This is a genomic window from Massilia oculi (assembly GCF_017582745.1).
Lineage (GTDB): Bacteria > Pseudomonadota > Gammaproteobacteria > Burkholderiales > Burkholderiaceae_D > Telluria > Telluria oculi_A.
Genome location: NZ_JAFVIM010000026.1, coordinates 1 through 19836, shown reverse-complemented (window position 1 = coordinate 19836; position 19836 = coordinate 1). Strand labels below are relative to the sequence as shown.

17 protein-coding genes and 1 pseudogene are annotated in these 19836 nt (G+C 67.9%); 13 read left to right on the top strand and 5 right to left on the bottom strand.

Annotated elements, in window-relative coordinates; translation table 11 throughout:
• Window positions 1-110: 110 nt before the first annotated feature.
• Entirely contained in the window at window positions 111-815 is a 705-nt protein-coding gene (locus J3U95_RS23450) for a lipid-binding SYLF domain-containing protein (protein ID WP_208281052.1), read from the top strand.
• Here the strand turns inward: J3U95_RS23450 and J3U95_RS23445 are convergent.
• A complete protein-coding gene (locus J3U95_RS23445; RefSeq protein WP_208281051.1) occupies window positions 809-2170 on the bottom strand; it encodes an MBL fold metallo-hydrolase in 1362 nt (453 codons plus the stop codon). The two genes, J3U95_RS23450 and J3U95_RS23445, sit on opposite strands and share 7 nt — an antisense overlap.
• 91 nt (window positions 2171-2261) lie before the next feature.
• On the opposite strand from J3U95_RS23445, the gene J3U95_RS23440 reads away from it, so the two are divergent.
• The 5 genes from J3U95_RS23440 to J3U95_RS23420 all read left to right on the top strand — a co-directional run bounded on the left by J3U95_RS23440 (window position 2262) and on the right by J3U95_RS23420 (window position 7348).
• Window positions 2262-3638: a nucleobase:cation symporter-2 family protein gene (locus J3U95_RS23440; RefSeq protein WP_208281050.1), complete on the top strand. Its 1377-nt coding sequence runs from the start codon at window positions 2262-2264 to the stop codon at window positions 3636-3638.
• Window positions 3635-4690, top strand: a complete 1056-nt coding sequence (locus J3U95_RS23435) for an Lnb N-terminal periplasmic domain-containing protein (RefSeq protein WP_208281049.1) — start codon at window positions 3635-3637, stop codon at window positions 4688-4690. The genes J3U95_RS23440 and J3U95_RS23435 overlap by 4 nt, the downstream gene beginning before the upstream one ends.
• A gap of 72 nt (window positions 4691-4762) precedes the next feature.
• Entirely contained in the window at window positions 4763-6277 is a 1515-nt protein-coding gene (locus J3U95_RS23430; protein ID WP_208281048.1) for a pilus assembly protein TadG-related protein, read from the top strand.
• Window positions 6274-6750 carry a TadE/TadG family type IV pilus assembly protein gene (locus tag J3U95_RS23425; RefSeq protein WP_208281047.1) on the top strand — a complete coding sequence of 159 codons (477 nt, stop codon included), beginning with the start codon at window positions 6274-6276 and terminating at the stop codon, window positions 6748-6750. The genes J3U95_RS23430 and J3U95_RS23425 overlap by 4 nt, the downstream gene beginning before the upstream one ends.
• A 1-nt stretch (window position 6751) precedes the next feature.
• The gene (locus J3U95_RS23420) at window positions 6752-7348 is read left to right on the top strand and encodes a TadE family protein (protein WP_208281046.1); all 597 of its coding nucleotides are present in this window, start codon (window positions 6752-6754) and stop codon (window positions 7346-7348) included.
• An 18-nt stretch (window positions 7349-7366) separates the two neighbouring features.
• On the opposite strand, the gene htpX is transcribed toward J3U95_RS23420, so the two are convergent.
• From htpX to J3U95_RS23400, 4 genes are all read right to left on the bottom strand, one after another.
• Window positions 7367-8242 (bottom strand): protease HtpX, encoded by an 876-nt coding sequence (htpX, locus tag J3U95_RS23415; RefSeq protein ID WP_208281045.1) that lies wholly within the window; start codon window positions 8240-8242, stop codon window positions 7367-7369.
• A gap of 38 nt (window positions 8243-8280) precedes the next feature.
• Entirely contained in the window at window positions 8281-9855 is a 1575-nt protein-coding gene (locus J3U95_RS23410; protein ID WP_208281044.1) for a TerC family protein, read from the bottom strand.
• Window positions 9856-9989: 134 nt separating this feature from the next.
• Entirely contained in the window at window positions 9990-10373 is a 384-nt protein-coding gene (locus J3U95_RS23405; protein WP_208281043.1) for a hypothetical protein, read from the bottom strand.
• A 45-nt stretch (window positions 10374-10418) separates the two neighbouring features.
• Window positions 10419-11312, bottom strand: coding sequence for a helix-turn-helix domain-containing protein (locus tag J3U95_RS23400; protein WP_208281042.1), 894 nt, complete (start codon window positions 11310-11312; stop codon window positions 10419-10421).
• 555 nt (window positions 11313-11867) lie between these two features.
• On the opposite strand from J3U95_RS23400, the pseudogene J3U95_RS28805 reads away from it, so the two are divergent.
• The 7 genes and pseudogenes from J3U95_RS28805 to ppk2 form a co-directional block, all read left to right on the top strand.
• Window positions 11868-11999: pseudogene (locus J3U95_RS28805) on the top strand (hypothetical protein); the annotation flags it as partial.
• A gap of 94 nt (window positions 12000-12093) precedes the next feature.
• Complete coding sequence (locus J3U95_RS23390; RefSeq protein ID WP_208281041.1) at window positions 12094-13134, top strand: cation:proton antiporter domain-containing protein; 1041 nt, start codon at window positions 12094-12096, stop codon at window positions 13132-13134.
• Window positions 13135-13258: 124 nt separating this feature from the next.
• Window positions 13259-13822, top strand: a complete 564-nt coding sequence (locus J3U95_RS23385) for an RNA polymerase sigma factor (RefSeq protein ID WP_208281040.1) — start codon at window positions 13259-13261, stop codon at window positions 13820-13822.
• The gene (locus tag J3U95_RS23380) at window positions 13815-14753 is read left to right on the top strand and encodes a FecR family protein (protein WP_208281039.1); all 939 of its coding nucleotides are present in this window, start codon (window positions 13815-13817) and stop codon (window positions 14751-14753) included. The genes J3U95_RS23385 and J3U95_RS23380 overlap by 8 nt, the downstream gene beginning before the upstream one ends.
• 103 nt (window positions 14754-14856) lie before the next feature.
• A complete protein-coding gene (locus J3U95_RS23375) occupies window positions 14857-17223 on the top strand; it encodes a TonB-dependent receptor (protein WP_208281038.1) in 2367 nt (788 codons plus the stop codon).
• Window positions 17223-18446: a ComEC/Rec2 family competence protein gene (locus J3U95_RS23370; protein WP_208281037.1), complete on the top strand. Its 1224-nt coding sequence runs from the start codon at window positions 17223-17225 to the stop codon at window positions 18444-18446. Before J3U95_RS23375 ends, J3U95_RS23370 begins: the two co-directional genes overlap by 1 nt.
• A gap of 135 nt (window positions 18447-18581) precedes the next feature.
• Entirely contained in the window at window positions 18582-19502 is a 921-nt protein-coding gene (gene ppk2, locus J3U95_RS23365) for a polyphosphate kinase 2 (RefSeq protein ID WP_208281036.1), read from the top strand.
• Window positions 19503-19836 lie beyond the last annotated feature (334 nt).

Below are 19836 nucleotides of genomic sequence, written 5' to 3'. Positions count from 1 at the left end.
CGTGTTGGACGAAAGTCCAATAGCGCCGGCGCCAGGGGCGGCGTTAGGCTGTGACAGCCCGCAGCGGCGCCTGCATCGAAAGCCCCCATCCACTTTCCTATGAGGTCACCATGAAGGCACAACCAGGCAACACGAGACGCTTGCTGATGCCGGCCATCCTGGGCGCGGCGCTGGGACTGGCCGCCTGCGCCGGCCAGCCGACGCGCGACGAGACCCAGGCCCGGGTCGACGCCGCCCAGGCCACCCTGAACAACTTCGTGCGCGATCCCGACATGACCTGGTTCCGCGAACACGTCGGCCACGCCAGGGCGGTCCTGATCAGCCCCGAGATCGTGCAGGCCGGCTTCATAGTGGGCGGCTCGGGCGGTTCGGCGGTCCTCATCGCGCGCAAGGACAATGCCTGGGCCGGCCCGGCCTTCTACCGCATCGCCGCCGGTTCCATCGGGCTGCAGGCCGGCGCCCAGGCGTCCGAGATGGTGGCCCTGGTCATGACCGAGAAGGGCCTCAATTCACTGCTGTCGACCACCTTCAAGCTGGGCGCCGACGTGAGCGTCGCCGCCGGTCCCGTCGGCGCCGGCACGGGCGCCCCGCTCAATGCCGACATGGTGGTATACACGCGCTCGAAGGGGCTGTACGGCGGCCTGAACCTGGACGGAACCGTGATCTCGGTCGACGACGGCCGCAACCACGCCTATTACGGCGCGGGGACGACACCGGTCGACATCCTGGTCACGCGCAGCGTCAGCAATCCCCACGGCCAGACACTGGCCCGGGTCGCGTCCAACGCGGCCAGCGGCGATCCGGGCGATCAGTAGGCGCGCGCCAGCAGGCGGCGCAACTGGGCCGCCTGGTAGGCGCCGAAGGTGTCGCCGAACAGGCAGCGGATCAGCGGGTCGTCGACCAGCTCGGCGTCGTGCAGCGCGCGCTCGGTCCCGGCATCGAAGACGACGCCGTTGATGCGCACGTACATCGAGGTCAGCGATTCTCCCAGCGCCAGCGCCGCATGCAGCTTGGCGGCCGGCACCTCGGTGGTCCAGCCGAGCGGGCCGGCATCGGCATCGGGGTCCAGCAGGACCGCGCGCTCGCCGTCGAGGCGGTAGCGGTAGACGCGCGCCTCGCCCGCGTGGTCGAACACCGACAGGCGCCAGATGCGCGGCCGCTCGAAGTAGTCCGAGCCCGCCTCGGTCGCGCCGTAGCGTTCGGCCAGCCCGCGCAGGCAGTAATCCGTCACGCGCACCTCTTCCTCCGGCGCCAGCGGCGCGAAATGGCGGGCGATCTCGCCCGTCGACGGCGGCGCCGCATTGCCTTCGTAGACATAGTCGACGTCCTGCGCGCCGACCGGGATCACCCAGGGCAATGGCGGCGCCGGATGCAGCCCGCCGGCATCGAGCCGGCGCGAGACGGACGGGTCGAGCCGCACGACCTGCGCCTGCGGCAGGGCCGCGCCCACCTCCTGGGCGAAGCGGGCGTACGAGATCGGGAAGAAAGCGCGGTTATACCAGGACCACGGCTCCTGCTGGAACTGGCAGGAGCTCGGCACGATGTAGCGCGGCGCCAGTGCCTGCAGCTGGTCTAGCCATTCTTGCGGCAGGCCGGGCGGCGCGGCCGCGTGGCGCGACGGCGCCAGCACCTCGAGCTCGCGCATGGTCTGGAACGGCCACAGCACCATGTCCCACGGCCCCTGCGCGACCAGCTTGGCGAGCGTGTCGTCGTCGATCCAGGAGTCGACGACGTTCAGCACGTTCATGCCGGCGGCGCGCACCTGGAACATCGAATCGACGTCGATATCCATCGCCTCGCGCGGGAAGACCGTGAACGGCCCCACCTCGATTGCCCGATCCAGCGCCAGCGCCTGGACGTTCGTGAATCCCAGCTGGCGCAGCATGTCGAACAGCGCCTCGAACTGGCAATACAGGTAGATCGGCGTGGCGCGCTCCAGCAGGTCCAGGCTGTCGAGCGAGCAGTGGTCGTCGTGGAAGTGCGAGATGAAGACGGCGTCGAAACGCTGGCGCCGGATGGCGTCCAGGTCGAAGCGCACGTCGGGGAAGGCGTGGCAGTTGCGGCTGAAGGGATTCTCGAAGATGGTATCGAAGGCGATACGGCTGCCCCCGCATTCGAAGACATACCCCGCATGCAGGATTCTCGAAATCGTCAGTCCCGCCGTGTCCATGCTTCCCTCCCTGAAAGGCGGCATTCTACACGCCGGCCGCCTGCCGCGGCCCGTCTGGCTGTAGAATCGCGTCTTTGCCCGGCCGCTCCCCATGTCGACATCGCACTCCCAGCAGACTCACTCGGAACTGATCCTCGGACTCGAAGACCGTCCTCCCCCGCTGCTCGGCATGCTGGCCGCGCTGCAGCACCTGCTGGCCATCATCGTCCCCATCGTCACGCCCGGCCTCCTGATCTGCCAGGCGCTGGGCGTATCGAGCCGCGACACCAACCTGATCGTCTCGATGTCGCTGGTCGTCTCCGGCATCGCCACCTTCGTCCAGTGCCGCCGCTTCGGCCCCTTCGGCGCCGGCCTCTTGATCGTCCAGGGCACCAGCTTCAACTTCGTCGGGCCGCTGATCGCCGGCGGCGCCCTGATGGTCAAGCAGGGCACGCCGGTGGAAGCGGTGATGGCGGCGATCTTCGGCGTCGTGGTGGCCGGCTCCTTCATCGAGATGGGCGTCTCGCGCGTGCTGCCCTTCGTCAAGCGCCTGATCACGCCGCTGGTCACGGGCATCGTGGTGCTGATGATCGGCCTCACCCTGATCAAGGTCGGCCTGATCAGCATGGGCGGCGGCTACGCGGCCATGGCCAATGGAAGCTTCGCCAATGGCGAGAACCTGCTGCTCTCCGGCGTGGTGCTGGCCATCATCGTGATCCTGAACCGGGTGCCGGTGGTCTGGATGCGCAGCGCCGCCATCGTCATTGCGCTGGCCGTTGGCTATGGGCTGGCCGGCTGGATGGGACGCCTCGACTTTACCGGCATGCACGAGGCGCCGCTGTTCCAGGTGCCCACGCCCCTGCACTTCGGCCTGGGCTTCTCGTGGTCGCTGTTCATCCCGATGATCGTGATCTACCTGGTCACCTCGCTGGAGGCGATCGGCGACGTGACGGCCACCAGCAAGGTCTCGCGCCAGCCGGTCGAAGGACCGCTGTGGATGCAGCGCATCAAGGGCGGGGTGCTGGTCAACGGCGCCAACTCCCTGCTGGCCGGCATCTTCAACACCTTCCCCAGCTCGATCTTTGCCCAGAACAACGGCGTGATCCAGCTGACCGGCATCGCCAGCCGCCACGTCGGCATGTGGATCGCCCTGTTCCTGGTAATCCTGGGCCTGTTCCCTGCCGTCGCCGGCGTGATCCAGGCGGTGCCGGAACCGGTGCTGGGCGGCGCCGCCATGGTCATGTTCGGCGCCGTCGCCGCGGCCGGCATCAACATCCTGGCCAGCGTCACGCTCGACCGCCGCGCCCTGCTGGTGATCGCGGTGTCGCTGGCGCTGGGGCTGGGCGTGTCCCAGGTGCCCGAATTCCTGGCCCATATGCCCGCCGCCGTACGCAACGTGCTCGAATCGGGCGTCGCCACCGGCGGCCTGTGCGCGCTGCTGCTGAACTGGTTCCTGCCCGAACAGACGGCGCGGAAGGAAGCGCAGTGAACTGGAAGCGGATCGCCAGGAGCCTGTCGGCGCTGCCGGTGGTGGCGGTGACGACGTGGGGCGCGCTGGCGCTGTGGTTCCAGCTGGCGCCGGCGCTTGCGCTGGCCATCGGCGGCGCCTGGGCCCTGCTCGGCCTGGCCGCGGCGCTGGTACTGGCGCGCGCGCCGGGCTGGCGGCACGAACGCAGGCTGCTGCTGGCCGGCGCGCTGGCAGCGCTCGCGATGCTGGGGTGGTGGCAATCGCTGGCGCCGTCGCACGCTCGACCCTGGGCCGACGACGTCGCGCGCCTGCTGGAATCAACGGTCGACGGCGACCGCCTGGAGCTGCGCAATGTGCGCGCCTTCGAGTGGCGCACCGAGACCGACTACACGCCGCGCTGGGAAACCCGGCGCTACGACCTGTCCCGGCTCGAGTCGGCCGACCTCGTACTGTCCTACTGGATGGGGCCGCACATCGCCCACACACTGGTGTCGTTCGGCTTCAGCGACGGCCAAAGACTGGTGTTCTCGCTCGAGATCCGCAAGGAGCGGGACGAGGAGTTTTCCGCCATCGGCGGGTTCTTCCGCAAGTTCGAGCAGGTGATCGTCGCGTCCGACGAGCGCGACCTGATCCGCACCCGCAGCAATGTGCGCGGCGAGCAAGTCTATCTGTACCGGCTGCGGGCGACACCCGCGCAGCTGCGTTCGGTGCTGCTCGACTACCTGGCGCGCGCCGAGCGGCTGCGGCGCCAGCCCGAGTTCTACAATACCCTGACCAGCAACTGCACCACGATCCTGTTCGAACTGGCGCGCCAGATCGATCCCGCGCTGCCGCTCGACTACCGGCTGCTGGCGTCCGGGCACTTCGCCGAATACGCCTACGACCAGGGCGCGCTCACCTCGAGACTTCCCTACGCGGTCTTGCGCGATCGGGGCCACATCAATGCGCGCGCAATCGCATCCGATGCCGACGCGCACGACTTTTCGCAGGCGATCCGGGCCGGCGTGCCGGGCATCGCCGCACCCGCGGCGTCCACTGTCTCCGATCAACTGTTGAAGATCAATAGGCCCTGATCCCTCCTCGATAGAATCGATCCAGGTTCGATTTGCTCCTGCGACGCTGCCAGGAATCGATAAGGAAAAGCAATGGTATCGGGTCGACATCCGCCGTGGCAAAGCCCGCCTGGACCGGCAGCCCAGGACGGCGCCTTCGCCATCATGTTCGTGCCGTTGCTGGTGCTGCTGGTGGCCTTTGCGGGCCTGGCGATGGATATGGGCATGGTCTACAACCGCAAGGTCGAGCTGAGCGGCATGGCCAAGGCCGCCGCGCTGGCCGCGGCCAAGGAACTCAACGGCAAGAGCAGCGGCATCACGGCCGCCAAAACCCGCGCGCGCGAAGCCGCCCAGCGCTTCACCTACCGCTACGGCAACACGATCGAATGGGATGACGCAGCGCTCAGCTTCGGCACCACGCCGGCGCGCGGCGGCGCCTGGGTGGGCGCGGGCGGCGTCGCCAATGCCGCCGGCTATTTCTATGCTAAGGTGGACACCTCCGCGCTCGACGCCGTGGATGCCTCCATCAGCACCATTTTCATGCGCGTGCTCTCGAGCAGCCTGGCCACGATCGACGTGGCCGACGTCGCGATCGCCGGCCGATCCGGCATCCAGGCCGTGCCGCTCGCCGTCTGCGCGATGTCGGAAACCGCGGCCAGCGCGCGCGTCAATACCGGCCTGACCAATCACGAACTGATCGAGTACGGCTTCCGGCGTGGCGTCAGCTACGTCCTGATGCAGCTCAACCCACGCGGCACCGAGGCGGCGCGCTACGTGATCAATCCGGTCGTCCCGCCGGGCATGCCCAGCACCTCGTTCAACACGGGCATCCTGGGCCCCTTCGTGTGCGCCGCCAACCTGTGGATGCCGCGCCTGACCGGCGATGCGATCCGGGTCTCTTCGATGGCGCCGGCGGCGCCCCTCGCAGGGCTGGCCACCCAGCTCAACTCGCGCTTCGACGACTTCGGCCAGAACCTGTGCTTCCCCGCCGGCGCGCCGCCCGACTACAATATCCGCGCCTACACCTACGAGACGGCGGGGGGCGCCCCGTGGATGTCGCCCGCCACCGGGCTTCCCGCCGCCATGACCACCACCGAACGCGACCGGCTCGAGACGGTGGCCGACATCCCGCCGCCCGGCAGCACGCGCTCCGGCGTCAATGCCGGCTCCTTCGGGCCGCTGTGGTCGTACGCCAAGGCGGTCCGGTACTCGTCCTACAGCGCGGGCACGCCCGAGCCGTCCGGCGGCTACACGCCGTTCAGCACCGCCGACTGGCCCAAGCTGTACCGCGCCGACATCGCCGCGGTCAACTATCCGGGCAGTGGCCAGAGCAGCCCCTACAATCCCGAAAACATCATGGATCCACCCACGCTCCTCTCGCCCGCGCAAGCCCGCCGCGAGTATGCGACGCAGCTGCGCCGGGTGCTGTATGTGCCGCTGCTTTCGTGCGCGACCGAGGCTCCGTCCGGCAACAACGTCACCGCCACCGTCCTCGCCGTGGGGAAATTCTTCATGACGGTGCCCGCCACCAGCGACACCCTGATTGCCGAGTTCGCCGGCATCGCGGCCGAGCAATCGATTCCTGCCTCAGTGGAGCTTTATCCATGAACCCGAGATTTTCCTTCCGCCGATCCGCGCTCGGGCAACGGCAGCGCGGCTCGGCGGCCGTCGAGTTCGCCATCCTGGCGCCATGCCTGGCCATCGCCCTGGCGCCGCTGGTCCTGTGCGCACGCTTCATGTGGCACTACACGGTGGCGCACAAGGCGGCCCAGGATGCGGCGCGCTACATGGCCACCGTGCCGGTCGTCGAAATGCGCTCGCGCACCCTGGCCACCCAGGCCAGCGCAGTGGCGATCGAGATCGTCCACAGAGAGCTGGCCGACCTTGCTCCCGGAGAAGACATCCTGGATCCGGAAGTCGGATGCGATACCAACGCCTGTGGGATCCGGGCCGGCACCGTACCGCGCAACATCAGGGTCACGCTGGTCTTCTATATGCGAGACCCGATCTTCAACACCCACCTCGGCCAGTACGGCCTGCCGATCGACGTGACCGTGGTGACGCCCTATGTCGGCAAATGAGATGCCCAGGCTGCGGCGGCAACGCGGCGTCGCCGCCGTCGAATTTGCGCTGCTGGCGTCGCTGTTCGTCCTGATCCTGTTCGGCATCATGGAAGTGGCGCGCATGCTGTACGTCTACGGCACGCTGCAGGAAGTGACGCGCCGCGCCGCCGCGAGCGCGGCCCACGTGTACCCGACCGACGGTGCCGGGATCGCCCGGCTCAAGTATGCCGCGCTGTTTCGCAGCGGCCCCGGCGAACTGCCGCTGGCGCCGCCGGTATCGGACGCCCACCTGCGCATCGACTACCTGGCCCTGACCCGCGATCCCGACGATGGTGCACTGAGCCTGGCGCCGGTCGCCCCGGGCTCGATCCCGAATTCCGCCGCGCGCAACCGCCAGATCTGCATGGGCAACCCGAACGCGGCCGACTGCATCCGCTTCGTCCAGGTCCGCGTCTGCGGCGCCACGGACGACGGCGATGGCGAGTGCCCGCGGGTGCGCTCGCGCATGATTCTGCCGTTCGTCGACATGGGCGTGCCGCTGCACCGGGCGACCACGATCGTGCCGGTGGAATCGTTCGGCTACCAGCCTGGCGACTCGCCCTGCCCCTGCCCGTAGCCCTCGGCGAGTGCGCGCTCAGCGCGCCTGCAGGGCCGCGATCCGCTCTTCGATCGGCGGATGGCTCGAGAACAGCGCCATCGCGCCGCCCTTGCCCGAGATGCCGAATGCGCTCATGTTCTTCGGCAGCTCGCCTTCGGCCATGCCGCCCAGGCGACGCAGGGCCGCGATCATCGGCTGCGGCTGGCCCATGATGCTGGCGGCGCCGCGGTCGGCGCGGAACTCGCGCTGGCGCGAGAACCAGGCCACGATGATGCTGGCCAGGATGCCGAACACGATCTCGCACACGATCACGGTGACCATGTAGCCGATGCCGGGACCGGTGTTTTCCTCGTCATTCTTGCGCAGCATGCCGTCCACGAAGTAGCCGACGATGCGCGCCAGGAAGATCACGAAGGTGTTGACCACGCCCTGGATCAGGGTCAGCGTCACCATGTCGCCGTTGGCGATGTGGGCCACCTCGTGGGCCAGCACGGCCTCGACTTCCTGCTCGGTCATCGATTGCAGCAGGCCGGTCGATACCGCGACCAGCGACGAATTCCTGGTGGCGCCGGTCGCGAAGGCGTTAGGCTCGCCCTCGTAGATCGCCACTTCGGGCATGCCGATGCCGGCGCGCTGAGCCTGGGCCGCCACCGTGTTCAGCAGCCACTGTTCGGTCGAATTGGACGGCTGCTCGATGACGCGGGCCTTGGTCGACCACTTGGCGATCGGTTTCGACAGCAGCAGCGAGATGAAGGCGCCGCCGAAGCCCATCAGGCCGGCGAACATCAGCAGCCTGGTGAGATCCAGGCCGTTCGAGGTGAGGAAGCGGTTCACGCCCAGCAGGCTGGCGGTGATGCCCAGCACCAGCATGATGCCCAGGTTGGTCGCGATAAACAAAAGAGTACGTTTCATGATGTCCTTCTTGGTACGGTTGCGGTGAAAAAATAAGGTCAGGCGGCCTGTTCGGTATCGTCGGCCACGATGCGCTGGACCAGCACCCTGGCGATGCGGCGCTCCTCCACGCTCAGGATGCGGTAGCGCAGGCCGTCGATCTCGATCTCCTGGCCGGGCTCCGGCAAGCTCTCGAAGCGCGCCAGCAGGAAGCCGGCCAGCGAGGTGTAGTCGTCGTCGCTGCTCACCAGCCCCCCGGTTTCCAGCACCTGTTCCAGCTGGTGCAGGTCGGCGGTGCCGATGACTTCCCACTCGCCCGGACCCTTCGGCTGGATCGCCAGCTGCTCGTCCTCGTCGGGGAACTCACCGGCGATCGCCTCCAGGATGTCGACCGGGGTCAAGAGGCCCTGGACGATGCCGAATTCGTCGGTCACCAGCACCAGCTGGCCGTGGGCGCGCTTGAGCGTGTCCATGGCCTTGAGCACGCCGGCGGTATCGGGCAGCAGGATCGGCTTCCGAATCGGCCCGGTGCCGTCGACGGCGGTGTCGTCGATGCGCGCCTGCAGCACCAGCTGGCTGATCAGGTCCTTGGTGCGGGCGATGCCGACCAGGTTGTCGAGCTGGCCGCGGCCGACCGGCATCCGGCTGTGCGGCGACTCCTGCAGCTGGCGCAGGATCTCGTCCGCCTCGTCGTCGAGGTTAACCCAGGACATCTCGGAGCGCGGCGTCATGATCGAGCGGATCGAGCGGTCGGCCAGGGTCAGCACGCCGCTGACCATATTGCGTTCCTCGACGCCGAAGGCCTGCGCTTCGCCAGGTTGCTCGTCCTGGGCGTCCGGCTCGGCATCCTGGCGCCGCTTGCCGCCCATCAGGCGCAGCACGGTGTCGGCGGTGCGGTCGCGCAGCGGCAGGCGCGCCTCGTTCTTCAGGAAGTTACGGCGCGCGAACTGGTTCAGGGCCTCGATCAGGATCGAGAAGCCGATCGCCGCGTACAGATAGCCTTTCGGGATGTGGAAGCCCAGGCCCTCGGCCACCAGCGACAGGCCGATCATCAGCAGGAACGAGAGGCACAGCACGACCACGGTCGGGTGCGCGTTGACGAAGCGGGTCAGCGGCTTGGACGCCAGGATCATGACGCCGATCGAGATGATCACGGCCGCCATCATGACGCCCAGTTCGTCGACCATGCCGACCGCGGTGATCACGGCGTCGAGCGAGAACACGGCATCGAGCACCACGATCTGCACGATCACGGCGCCGAAGCTGGCATACACCTTCGACTGGGTGTGGACGTGGGTGACGCCTTCCAGGCGTTCGTGCAGTTCGACGGTGGCCTTGAACAGCAGGAACACGCCGCCCAGCAGCAGGATCAGGTCGCGCCCGGAGGGCGACCACGGCCCCAGCGCGAACAGCGGCGTGGTGAGCGTCACCAGCCAGGACACGATGGTCAACAGGCCCAGGCGCATCAGCATGGCCAGGGTCAGGCCGATCAGGCGCGCCTTGTCGCGCTGGTGCGGCGGCAGCTTGTCGGCCAGGATCGCGATGAAGATCAGGTTGTCGATGCCCAGGACGATTTCCAGGACAACGAGTGTGAGCAGACCCGCCCAGATTGCCGGGTCGAATAGCCATTCCATTGGTGTACCTCGTTATTTTGCTAAAAGTGTGTCGCGGCCGCGATCGCGGGCATGTCGGCGCAGTCGGGTGACGCGCGCCGCAATGCAGGGATCGAGATCGGCCAGGGGCGCCGCGCATGCGGCGAAGCAGGCCCTCAGGCCATGCGCGGGGGTTTTAGCGGTGGAAACGAGGAGTGATTGGCGCGTGGCGGCGCCGGAGGCGCGATCGCGCCTCCCGGCGAGCCGCCCACTTGCAGGCCGAGGTCTTCATAGACGGAATCGTGGACGTCGGCGCCGGCTGGCGGCTCATCGGGATCGATGTCGCAGCCGGCCTGGCAATCGTAGGGGCCAGGCAGGTAGGCATCGGCGAACAGGGGGACGGCCGCATCGGTTTCGAGGGCTGCCGTGTGGATGAGGACTGCGGAAGGTGTGACGTGTTCCGTCGCGCCGGCCGGCTGCATCGCGGATGCGGCCATGGCCAGGGCAAACATGTTCAGGGGGAGCAACAGGGTCAGGCAGATGACGAAAAATCGTCTCATATACGCAGCGAGAGTCGGAACGGCGTCAGTATAGCATGCGTTCGCCTAGCCCCGCCCCGCCGCGCACAAGCGCGCATAGCGGGCCGGCGTCACTCCCACCGCCAGCCGGAAGCGCCGCGTGAAATAGCTCTGGTCGGCGTAGCCCACCAGCGCCGCCACCTGCGCCAAAGGCAGCCGGCCCTGCCGGATCAGCTCCTGGGCGCGCCGCATGCGCGCCTGCTCCAGCCAGGCGATGGCGCTGGCGCCGGTGCTGCGCCGGAACAGCCGTGCGAAATGAAAGCGGCTGACATTGGCGACGTTCGCCAGCATCTGCAGGTCGATCTCTTCGCCCAGGTGGGCGTCGATGAAGTCCTTCACCCGCTGCAGGCTGCGCGGATTCAGGCCGCGCGGCGCCGGCGCCAACGGCGCCAGCTGGCAGTTGAAGCGGTGCACCAGGTGCAGCGCCAGCGCGCTCGACAAGGCCTGGCTCACATAAGCCTGGGCCGGATGCGGCGCGCGCTCGATCTCGGCCAGGAACAGCGCCACGATGCGTTCCACGAACGGGTCGCGCGCCGAAAAACAGTTGACCAGCTCAGTGCGCGGCAGCGCGCCCCGCAGCGTCGTCTCGGCCGCCTGCTGCAGCAGCGCCGGTGGCACCCGCATCAGCATGATCGCGCCGGGTCCGTCCCAGGCCCATTCGGACGGCATGCCGCGCGGATGGATGCCGATATTGCCGGGGCCGATCATGGCGCTATGGGTCTTGCCATCGCGCACCTGGGTCAGGCGCACCGCGCCCGAGATGCGCATCCCGATCACGTCCTGGTCGAGCACGCCCGAGCCGACGCTCCCCGCCGCTGTCCACTCGTAGACGCTGATGCCGACGCCGCTCCAGGGGCGGCCCTGGCTGGACGCGACCGGGGTGGCCAGCAGCCGGTTACCCGGCACGGGCGAAGCATGCATGACTGCCTCCCACTGATGGCAAGTAAATACCAAAGCTTGGCAATAACTTACCGCTCCACAGACCATGTTTTAAAGATAATCGCATCAGGCGCTGGCAGCTGCCGCAGGCCACCAGACGATACCCCATCCTTGGCCATACCTCGTTACCTGCCGTTGGTGGCAGCCGCCGACAGCCGATCCATGACGTTCGACGAAGGAGCGGAACTCTAGTCGCAGTTTCGGTGTCTGATACTAGGTAAGCTGGTGCGACTGAACACGATTGAAGTACTCATCCATTCAGCGAAAACCAAGCGATTGTGATGGGCAGCATGAATGTTCGCCGTACTGGCTTGCTGCACGATGCCACGCGAAATACGGCTCGCCCCCGGTGCCCTCGAGGCGCGATAGGCGCTACCCGTGGCGAGTCTGACGGCAACGTCAGGCACTGCCGCCTGCAGTTTGCCGGCGGGAGGCGGGAAAGTAACGCCTGTCAGGTATGAGCTCGGTCAGCAAGACGGTTCAGGGCAGGAAGAGGACGTTGAGCGCATTTGCTCACGTCTTTGATAGCAGGTGCACATGCTTATCACTAGCCGGCACGATCAAGCGATGATCGAGGCGGAGCAGTCGAGGACCCAGGCCTTGAGCGTAGCCCGCCTGATCGCGGTAATCGACGGTGGCTGTCACCTGAAGGCGTTCCAGCGCATGGATGGCGCTCCGCTGGGTTCGATCGACATCGCCCTGGGCAACGCCAGGCCCGCCGCCCTGCTGGCCCTGCTGGCCCTGCTGGGCGCGGCCTATTGCCATGCAGCTGGGCGGCCTGTCGATGGCCATGGGCGCTTTCCTGGCCGGGGTACTGCTGTCGGAATCGACCTTCCGTCACCAGCTGGAAGCCGACATCGAGCCGTTTCGCGGCATCCTGCTCGGCCTGTTCTTCCTGGGCGTCGGCATGGCGCTCGACCTGGGCGTGATCGCCAGCGGCTGGCAACAGGTGGCGCTGGCCGTGGCCGGCTACATGCTGCTCAAGATGGCGGTCATCTATGGCGTCGCCCGCATGTTCGACCTCGACAACCGCGAGGCGGTCGGCCGCGCCGTGCTGATGGCCCAGGGTGGCGAGTTCGCTTTCGTGCTGTATGCGGCCGCCACCGCCGCCGGCATCCTCGACGCCCGCCAGAACGCCATCCTCAGCACCGCCGTCATCGTCTCGATGATCCTGACGCCGTTCCTGATCATGCTGTACGACGCCTTCATGCCGAAGTGGGCGCCATCGAAGGCAGCGGTGACGCCGCCCGCGGACCTGTCGGCCAACGTGCTGCTGATCGGCTTCGGCCGTTTCGGCCAGATCGCCAGCCAGCCGCTGCTCGAGAACGGCTACTCGCTGTCGATCATCGAAACCAGCACCCAGGCGATCTTCGACCTGGAGCCGCTCGGCTTCAAGGTCCATTACGGCGACGGCACCCGGCTCGACATCCTGCAGGCGGCCGGCGCCATGGAGGCGCGGCTGATCGTGGTGGCCATCGACGACCGCCAGGCCTGCCTCAGAATCGTGGAGATCGCCAGGGCCGAATTCCCGCACACCCCGGTGCTGGCGCGCGCCTTCGACCGCGAGCACGCGCTCGAGCTGATCCGGCGTGGGGTGGACTGGCAGGTGCGCGAGACCTTCGAATCGGCGCTGACCCTGGCCGGCAAGACGCTCGAACTGATCGAGCCCGACGCCCGCGTGCGCGCCGCGGTGATGGACACCGTGCGCCGGCGCGATGCCGAGCGGCTGGCGATCCAGGTCACCGAGGGGCTGTATGCGGCGCCGGGGCTGATCCGGAATAATGCGCAAGGCCAGGAGCGCTGAATCGCGCCAGCCGCCGTCCATGCTTCATCGAGGCGTCATATACTGGGGTTAGACTATCGGCGCAGCATCTTTTTTGCGATCCGATACCGGATTTTCCAGGACTATTCGTCTACCCATGTAACACATGCTCAATGATCTGGACGAGTGGTTCATCCACGAGATACTTCCCGTCGAGGGCGCGCTGATGCGCTACCTGCGCCGGAACTGGCGGGATGCGTCCGAATGGCCGGACCTGCGCCAGGAGGTCTACGCGCGCGTGTACGAGGCGGCGTGGGGCGGCTATCCGGAGCGTCCGGCGGCCTTCGTGCTGGCCACGGCGCGCAACCTGCTGATCGACCGCGCCCGCAAGAGCCAGGTGGTGTCGATCGAGGCCTTCGCCGAACTCGACGACATGGCGACCGACGAACTGACGCCGGAACGCCATGCCAGCGGGCGCGCCGAACTGGAAGTACTGGTCGAGGCGATCGAGGCGCTGCCGCCGCGCTGCCGCGAGGTGGTAGTGCGGCGCAAGGTGGACGGCCTGTCGCAGCGCGAGGTGGCGCAAGAGATGGGGATCACCGAGGATACGGTGGAAAGGCAGATCGCGAACGGCATGCGCGCGCTGGCCGACGCGCTGTTCGCGCGCGGCATCGGCGCCGGCATCGCGAAGCTGGAGCGCAAGCTGCGCAAGAGAGGCACGGATGACTGACACGAACAGGAAGGCCGCGACGGTCGAGCAAGAGGCGGCCGCCTGGCTGGCGCGCCAGGATGGGCCGGAATGGGACGCCGCGCGGCAAGCCGAGCTCGATGCCTGGCTGGCGGCGGACACCCGCCACCGGGTGGCCTGGCTGCGCCTGCGCGCAGCCTGGAGTGAAGCGGATGCCCTGCACGGCCGCGAGCGGGCGCCTGCGGCCAGGCCCGCATTGGCGCGCTTTTCGCCCTGGCGTATCGCCGCCGGCGTCGCGCTGGCCTGCGCCCTCGGCGCCCAGCTGGCATCGATGAGGAACGACCACGGCGTCCAGCGCTATGCGACGGCGGTCGGCGAGAGCCGCCTGGTCGCGCTGGCCGACGGCTCACGCGTCACGCTCAATACCGACACCCGGCTGCGTTCCTCGCAAGACGATGTGCGTACCGTCTGGCTCGACAGCGGCGAGGCCTATTTCGACGTCGCCCACGATCCGCAACACCCCTTCGTCATCGAGGCCGGCGCCAGCCGCATCACGGTGCTGGGCACCCGCTTCACGGTGCGCCGCGAGGAAGGCGGCACCCGCGTGCTGGTAGCCCAGGGCCGGGTGCGGGTCAGCGACGGCGCCGCCACGATCGAACTCGCGCCCGACGAGGAAGCGCTGGCGCACGCCGGCGCCATCGCGCGCAGCGTCCACGACGCCGCGCATACCGAGCGCCAGCTGGCCTGGCGCGAAGGCCGGATCGTGTTCGACCGGACGCCCCTGGGCGAGGCGGTCCTCGAGTTCAATCGCTACAACGCGCGCAAGATCGTCGTCGATGGCCCGGAAGTCGCCGGCATCGTCCTGGGCGGCAGCTTCGCGCCGACCAATATCGACGGTTTCCTGCGCCTGCTCGAACAGGGTTTCGGCTTGCGCACCGAACGGCGCGGCAAGGATGTCGTGATAAGCCGCTGATGTTTTTGCGGCTGACATACCGGATTTTTTGCAACCAGTCGTCATTGAGGGAAGCAGCACACAATCGAGCCGCATGGCTCCTCTCACACCAGGAACGACGACGATGGCCCAACCTACCCTCACCACCCTGATCGGCGCGCTGTGCGCCGCCATGTTCTGCGGCGCAGTCCAGGCCCAGACGATGCCGCTGCAGATCCCGGCCGGCGATCTCAAGACCGCGCTCGACCGCTATGCGGCCCAGAGCGGGGTGCAGCTGCTATACCGCGCCGACGACGTCCAGGGGCGCACGAGCCCCGGCGTCCAGGGCAGCCTGGATCCGGCGCAGGCGCTGGCTGCGCTGCTGGCCGGCACCGGCATGGCGACGCGCAAGGATGGCAGCAACGCCATCCTCGTCTTTCGTTCCGGCCAGGACGACGGCGCCGCCGCCACCAAAGCGGCCGACAGTGAACTGACCACGGTGACCGTCACCGCCCAGAAGCGCACGCAATCGGCGCAGGCGGTGCCGATCGCCATGACCGCGCTGTCGGCCAAGACCCTGGACGTGCACCGCGTCCAGGGCCTGCAAGACCTGGCGCGTCTGACCCCGGGCCTGCTGGTGTCGAGCTTCAGCCAGGCCAATCCGACGATTGCGATCCGCGGCATCAGCAACACCTTCAACCAGATCGGCGTCAACAAACCGGTGGGCATCGTGGTCGACGACGTCTTCATCCCACGCAACAGCGCGGCCAGCTTCGAACTGTTCGACCTCGAATCGATCGCCGTGCTCAAGGGCCCGCAAGGCACGCTGTTCGGCCGCAACGTGACCGGCGGCGCGATCGTGATCACCACCCGCCAGCCCGATCCGGCGCAGTTCGCGGCCGAAGCAGAACTCAGCGCCGGCAATCATGGCGAACGCCAGGCCAAGGGCGTGCTCAACGTCCCGCTGTCCGACAATGCCGCCTTCAAGATCTCGACCTCGCTGCGCAAGCGCGACGGCCTCGGGCGCGACCGCCTGACGGGACGCGAACAGGACGACATCGACAGCCAGAACTTCCGCGCCCAGGCCTATGTACGCGCGGGCAGCGGCTTCGACGCCACCTTCAGCGCCGACTATGGCGACGACCGCAATGGCGGGCGCACGCTGTCGTCCGACACGCTGGGCAATGACGGCGACGTGCGCACCTCCGAAGTCGGGGTCGAGCAGCGCTTTGCGCGCATTATCGCCGGCCTGTCCGCCAAGCTGGTGTGGCGCCTGGACGCGGGCGAGATCACCTCGATCAGCGCCTGGCGCAAGTCGCAGTCGGGCGAGGATTATGCCGGCGTCGGCGCCCATTATTCGCTGCTGACCGGCGGCAGCCAGAGCATCACCCGCGACGCCGACCAGATCACGACCTTCTCGCAAGAGCTACGCTACGCCAGTCCCAAATGGGCGCGCGGCGACTTCGTGGCGGGCCTTTATTTCGCCGACGAGAATGGCGACCGCCAGCTCGGCGTGCGCGGCCTGGCCGCCGGCACGGGCCTGCTGGCCAGTTCGACACTGGCCGAACAGTCGGTCGACAGCCGCAGCGCCGCCGTGTTCGCCGACGGCACGCTGCACCTGACCGACACGCTCGACCTGACCGTCGGCGCGCGCACTACGCGCGACCGCAAGCGCGTCAGCCTCGTGCGCAGCGACCTGGTGCGGCCCGCGAGCGGCTGGCGCGTCGACGGGCTGGCCCACAGCTGGACCGAGACCACCCCGCGCGCGGTGCTGAGCTGGACGCCCCGCAGCGGCCTGATGGCCTACCTGAGCGCCAGCCGCGGCTTCACCAGCGGCGGCTACAACGCCGATGCCACCAGCGTCGCGGCCTTCAGCATGCCCTTCGACCCGGAAACCGTGACCAATACCGAACTCGGGCTCAAGTCGCAATGGCTGCAGAACCGGGTGCGCCTGAACGCCGCCCTGTTCCGCATGAAGTACCGCGACAAGCAGGAATTCGTCAACAACACCCTGACCGGCATCCTCTCCATCGTCAATGCCGGCAAGGCCAGCGTCGACGGCGCCGAAGTCGAACTGGCCTGGAAGGCGGCGACCTGGCTCGACCTGTCGGCCAGCTTCGGCTACCTCGACGGGCGCTATGACCGGTTCGTGGTCGGCACCGTGAACAACAGCGGCAACCCGCTGTCGAATTCGCCGCGGCGCCAGGCCGGCCTGGCCGCCAATTTCAGTTATCCGGTCTCGTTCGGCTACCTGGTCGGCGCCGCCAGCTACGCGTGGAAGGACAGCTACAACACGGGCGCCGCCAACGACCCCAACCTGCAGCTGCCGGGCTTCGGCCTGGCCAACCTGTCGGCCGGCGTCGAGTCGCCCGACCGCAGCTGGCGCCTGCTGGCCTGGGTCAAGAATGCGAACGATACCGAGTACCTGCTGACACGTTCGACGCAGGTGGTGCGCGCGCGCTATGCCGGCGAGCCGCGCACCTTTGGCCTGAGCCTGACGGGACGCTTCTGATGGCCGCCCCATCGATCCAACGCCGCGCGCTGCTGGCGGCACTGCTGGCCGGCCCGGCCTGGCATTGGCCTTCGCCGGCACTGGCCGGCGCGAGCGAGGTTCCCGACCGGCCCGGCGAGCGCCTGGCGCCCTGGCAGCCCGGCTGGCTGGACATCCACCATATCGCCACCGGCCGCGGCAACGCGACCTTCGTCCTGCTGCCGGACGGGACCAGCTTGCTGATCGATGCCGGCGCCTCGCTGAACGCGCTCGACGTCTCGATGGCGCCGCGTCCCGACGCCAGCCGCCGTCCCGGGGAGTGGATCGGCCGCTATGCGGCGCGCCACCTGCGCCGGGCCGGACTGGACGGCATCGATTACCTGATGGCGACCCACGTGCACCCGGACCACACGGACGGCGTTGCCGACGTCTCAGCACAGCTCCCGGTGCGCACCGTGATCGACCGCGGCTTCCCCGACTACGCCTATCCGCAACACGTGGATGCGCCGTTCGCCGCCAGCTACCGCGCATGGGTCGCGGCGCGGCGCGCGGCCGGGTTGGCGGTCGAGCGCTTCCGGGTCGGCAGCGCCAGCCAGGTCGCGCCGCGCGGCCATCGTCCGGGCGGAACGGGCTGGGACATCCGCACGGTCGCCGCCAATGGCGTGGTCTGGAGCGGCCAGGGCGAATCGACCCGTTCGCTGTTCCCGGACCTCGCGAGCCTGCCGCGCGCCGACTGGCCCAATGAAAACCAGTGCTCGGCGGCGCTGCGCATCGGCTACGGCCCGTTCAGCTACTTCACGGGCGGCGACCTGACCAGCTACACCGCCGACGGCGCGCTGCCATGGCAGGACGTACTGGGACCGGCGGCGCGCGCGGCCGGCCCCGTCACCGTGGCCACCGCCGACCACCACGGCATGTTCGACGGCCTGGACGGCGACATCGTGCGCACCCTGCGGCCACGGGTGTGGGTGATCCAGTCCTGGCATATCGCCCACCCCGACATGTTGCAGCTCGAGCGCATGTTCAGCGAGCGCCACTATCCGGGGCCGCGCGACGTGTTCGCCACCTCCGTGATGCGCGAAAACCTGCTGGCCAACGGCCGCCTGACGCGGCGCCTGCGCAGCCACGACGGCCACGTCGTCGTGCGGGTGGCGCCGGGCGGCGGCCACTTCCACGTGGCGGTCACCGGCAACGCCGACGAGGCCGATATCGTGCAACTGGCGACGGCGCGGATGGCACCTTGAACACTGCGCCTTGTCATATGGGTGACACACCGCGGCGCTAGACTGGGGCGGCCGCCCGGTGTGGTTTCTCGTGAACGGCCGCTCATCGGCCGACGCCGCACCGGGCGAATTTTCTTGTTCCATGAGGATGCCTCCATGTCTACCGCCCACACTACCGACCTCACCCACCGCGTGCAGCGCGACCTCACCGACAGCTATGACGAAGAGCTCGAAATGGAACTCGACGACCGTGACCTCGATCCCGAGACGCTGCTGCCCCCGCCTACCCGCAGCGAGCAGGAGAAGGAAGCCCGTCGCCAGTATTTCCATGAGCTGTTCCGCCTGCAGGCCGAGCTGGTCAAGCTGCAGGACTGGGTCGTACACACCGGCCACAAGGTCGTGATCCTGTTCGAAGGCCGCGACGCCGCCGGCAAGGGCGGCGTCATCAAGCGCATCGCCCAGCGCCTCAATCCACGCGTGTGCCGGGTGGCGGCGCTGCCGGCGCCGAACGACCGCGAGCGCACCCAGTGGTATTTCCAACGCTACGTCTCGCACCTGCCGGCGGCGGGCGAGATCGTCCTGTTCGACCGCAGCTGGTACAACCGCGCCGGGGTCGAGCACGTGATGGGCTTCTGCACCGATGCCCAGTACGAGGAGTTCTTCCAGACGGTGCCGGAATTCGAACGCATGCTGGTGCGCTCCGGCATCCAGCTGATCAAGTACTGGTTCTCGATCTCGGACGAGGAACAGAATGCGCGCTTCCTGAGTCGCATCCACGATCCGCTCAAGCAGTGGAAGCTCAGCCCAATGGACCTGGAATCGCGTCGGCGCTGGGAAGAATACACGCGGGCTAAGGAAATCATGCTCGAGCGGACCCATATTCCCGAGGCGCGCTGGTGGGTGGTGCAAGGGGTCGACAAGAAGCGTGCGCGCCTGAACTGCATCCATCACCTGCTGCAGCAGATGCCCTATGTCGAAGTCGAGCGTCCGGCAATTGAATTGCCCGAACGCGAATATCACGACGATTATGTGCGGCGGCCGGTGCCGCCGGAGATCATCGTGCCTGAGATATTCTAGTCACGCCGGCTTGCGCCAAAGGATGGCCCCGAGGCGCGGCGGCTCACGACCGCCGTTCCCACCCGCAGCGCCAATCTGGGGTGGCATGCATCCTTTTATATCGTAACGGTTACAAGTCTTGCTTCCCTCCGGCTGCCGCTCCAACTGGCTACGCGTCCCGCATAGCAGGTGAAGCCACAGATCCCGCCTGTTGTAAATAACTTACTCATCCGAGGGCTTTGTTGCATAAATCAATTGAGCGCGTAGTACCCCAAACCCCAGACGGATTTACGGCATGGTCACCGCTACGGTCGTGGGCGTGCCCAAGCGCGTGAAGCGATTGAGGATGGCGGCA

What these genes read in the sequence shown, in the direction of transcription:
- J3U95_RS23450 (WP_208281052.1), top strand. Translation starts at nt 111, where the DNA reads ATGAAGGCACAACCAGGCAACACGAGACGCTTGCTGATGCCGGCCATC.
- J3U95_RS23445 (WP_208281051.1), bottom strand. Translation starts at nt 2,170, where the DNA reads ATGGACACGGCGGGACTGACGATTTCGAGAATCCTGCATGCGGGGTAT.
- J3U95_RS23440 (WP_208281050.1), top strand. Translation starts at nt 2,262, where the DNA reads ATGTCGACATCGCACTCCCAGCAGACTCACTCGGAACTGATCCTCGGA.
- J3U95_RS23430 (WP_208281048.1), top strand. Translation starts at nt 4,763, where the DNA reads ATGGTATCGGGTCGACATCCGCCGTGGCAAAGCCCGCCTGGACCGGCA.
- J3U95_RS23425 (WP_208281047.1), top strand. Translation starts at nt 6,274, where the DNA reads ATGAACCCGAGATTTTCCTTCCGCCGATCCGCGCTCGGGCAACGGCAG.
- J3U95_RS23420 (WP_208281046.1), top strand. Translation starts at nt 6,752, where the DNA reads ATGCCCAGGCTGCGGCGGCAACGCGGCGTCGCCGCCGTCGAATTTGCG.
- htpX (WP_208281045.1), bottom strand. Translation starts at nt 8,242, where the DNA reads ATGAAACGTACTCTTTTGTTTATCGCGACCAACCTGGGCATCATGCTG.
- J3U95_RS23410 (WP_208281044.1), bottom strand. Translation starts at nt 9,855, where the DNA reads ATGGAATGGCTATTCGACCCGGCAATCTGGGCGGGTCTGCTCACACTC.
- J3U95_RS23405 (WP_208281043.1), bottom strand. Translation starts at nt 10,373, where the DNA reads ATGAGACGATTTTTCGTCATCTGCCTGACCCTGTTGCTCCCCCTGAAC.
- J3U95_RS23400 (WP_208281042.1), bottom strand. Translation starts at nt 11,312, where the DNA reads ATGCATGCTTCGCCCGTGCCGGGTAACCGGCTGCTGGCCACCCCGGTC.
- J3U95_RS23390 (WP_208281041.1), top strand. Translation starts at nt 12,094, where the DNA reads ATGCAGCTGGGCGGCCTGTCGATGGCCATGGGCGCTTTCCTGGCCGGG.
- J3U95_RS23385 (WP_208281040.1), top strand. Translation starts at nt 13,259, where the DNA reads ATGCTCAATGATCTGGACGAGTGGTTCATCCACGAGATACTTCCCGTC.
- J3U95_RS23380 (WP_208281039.1), top strand. Translation starts at nt 13,815, where the DNA reads ATGACTGACACGAACAGGAAGGCCGCGACGGTCGAGCAAGAGGCGGCC.
- J3U95_RS23375 (WP_208281038.1), top strand. Translation starts at nt 14,857, where the DNA reads ATGGCCCAACCTACCCTCACCACCCTGATCGGCGCGCTGTGCGCCGCC.
- J3U95_RS23370 (WP_208281037.1), top strand. Translation starts at nt 17,223, where the DNA reads ATGGCCGCCCCATCGATCCAACGCCGCGCGCTGCTGGCGGCACTGCTG.
- ppk2 (WP_208281036.1), top strand. Translation starts at nt 18,582, where the DNA reads ATGTCTACCGCCCACACTACCGACCTCACCCACCGCGTGCAGCGCGAC.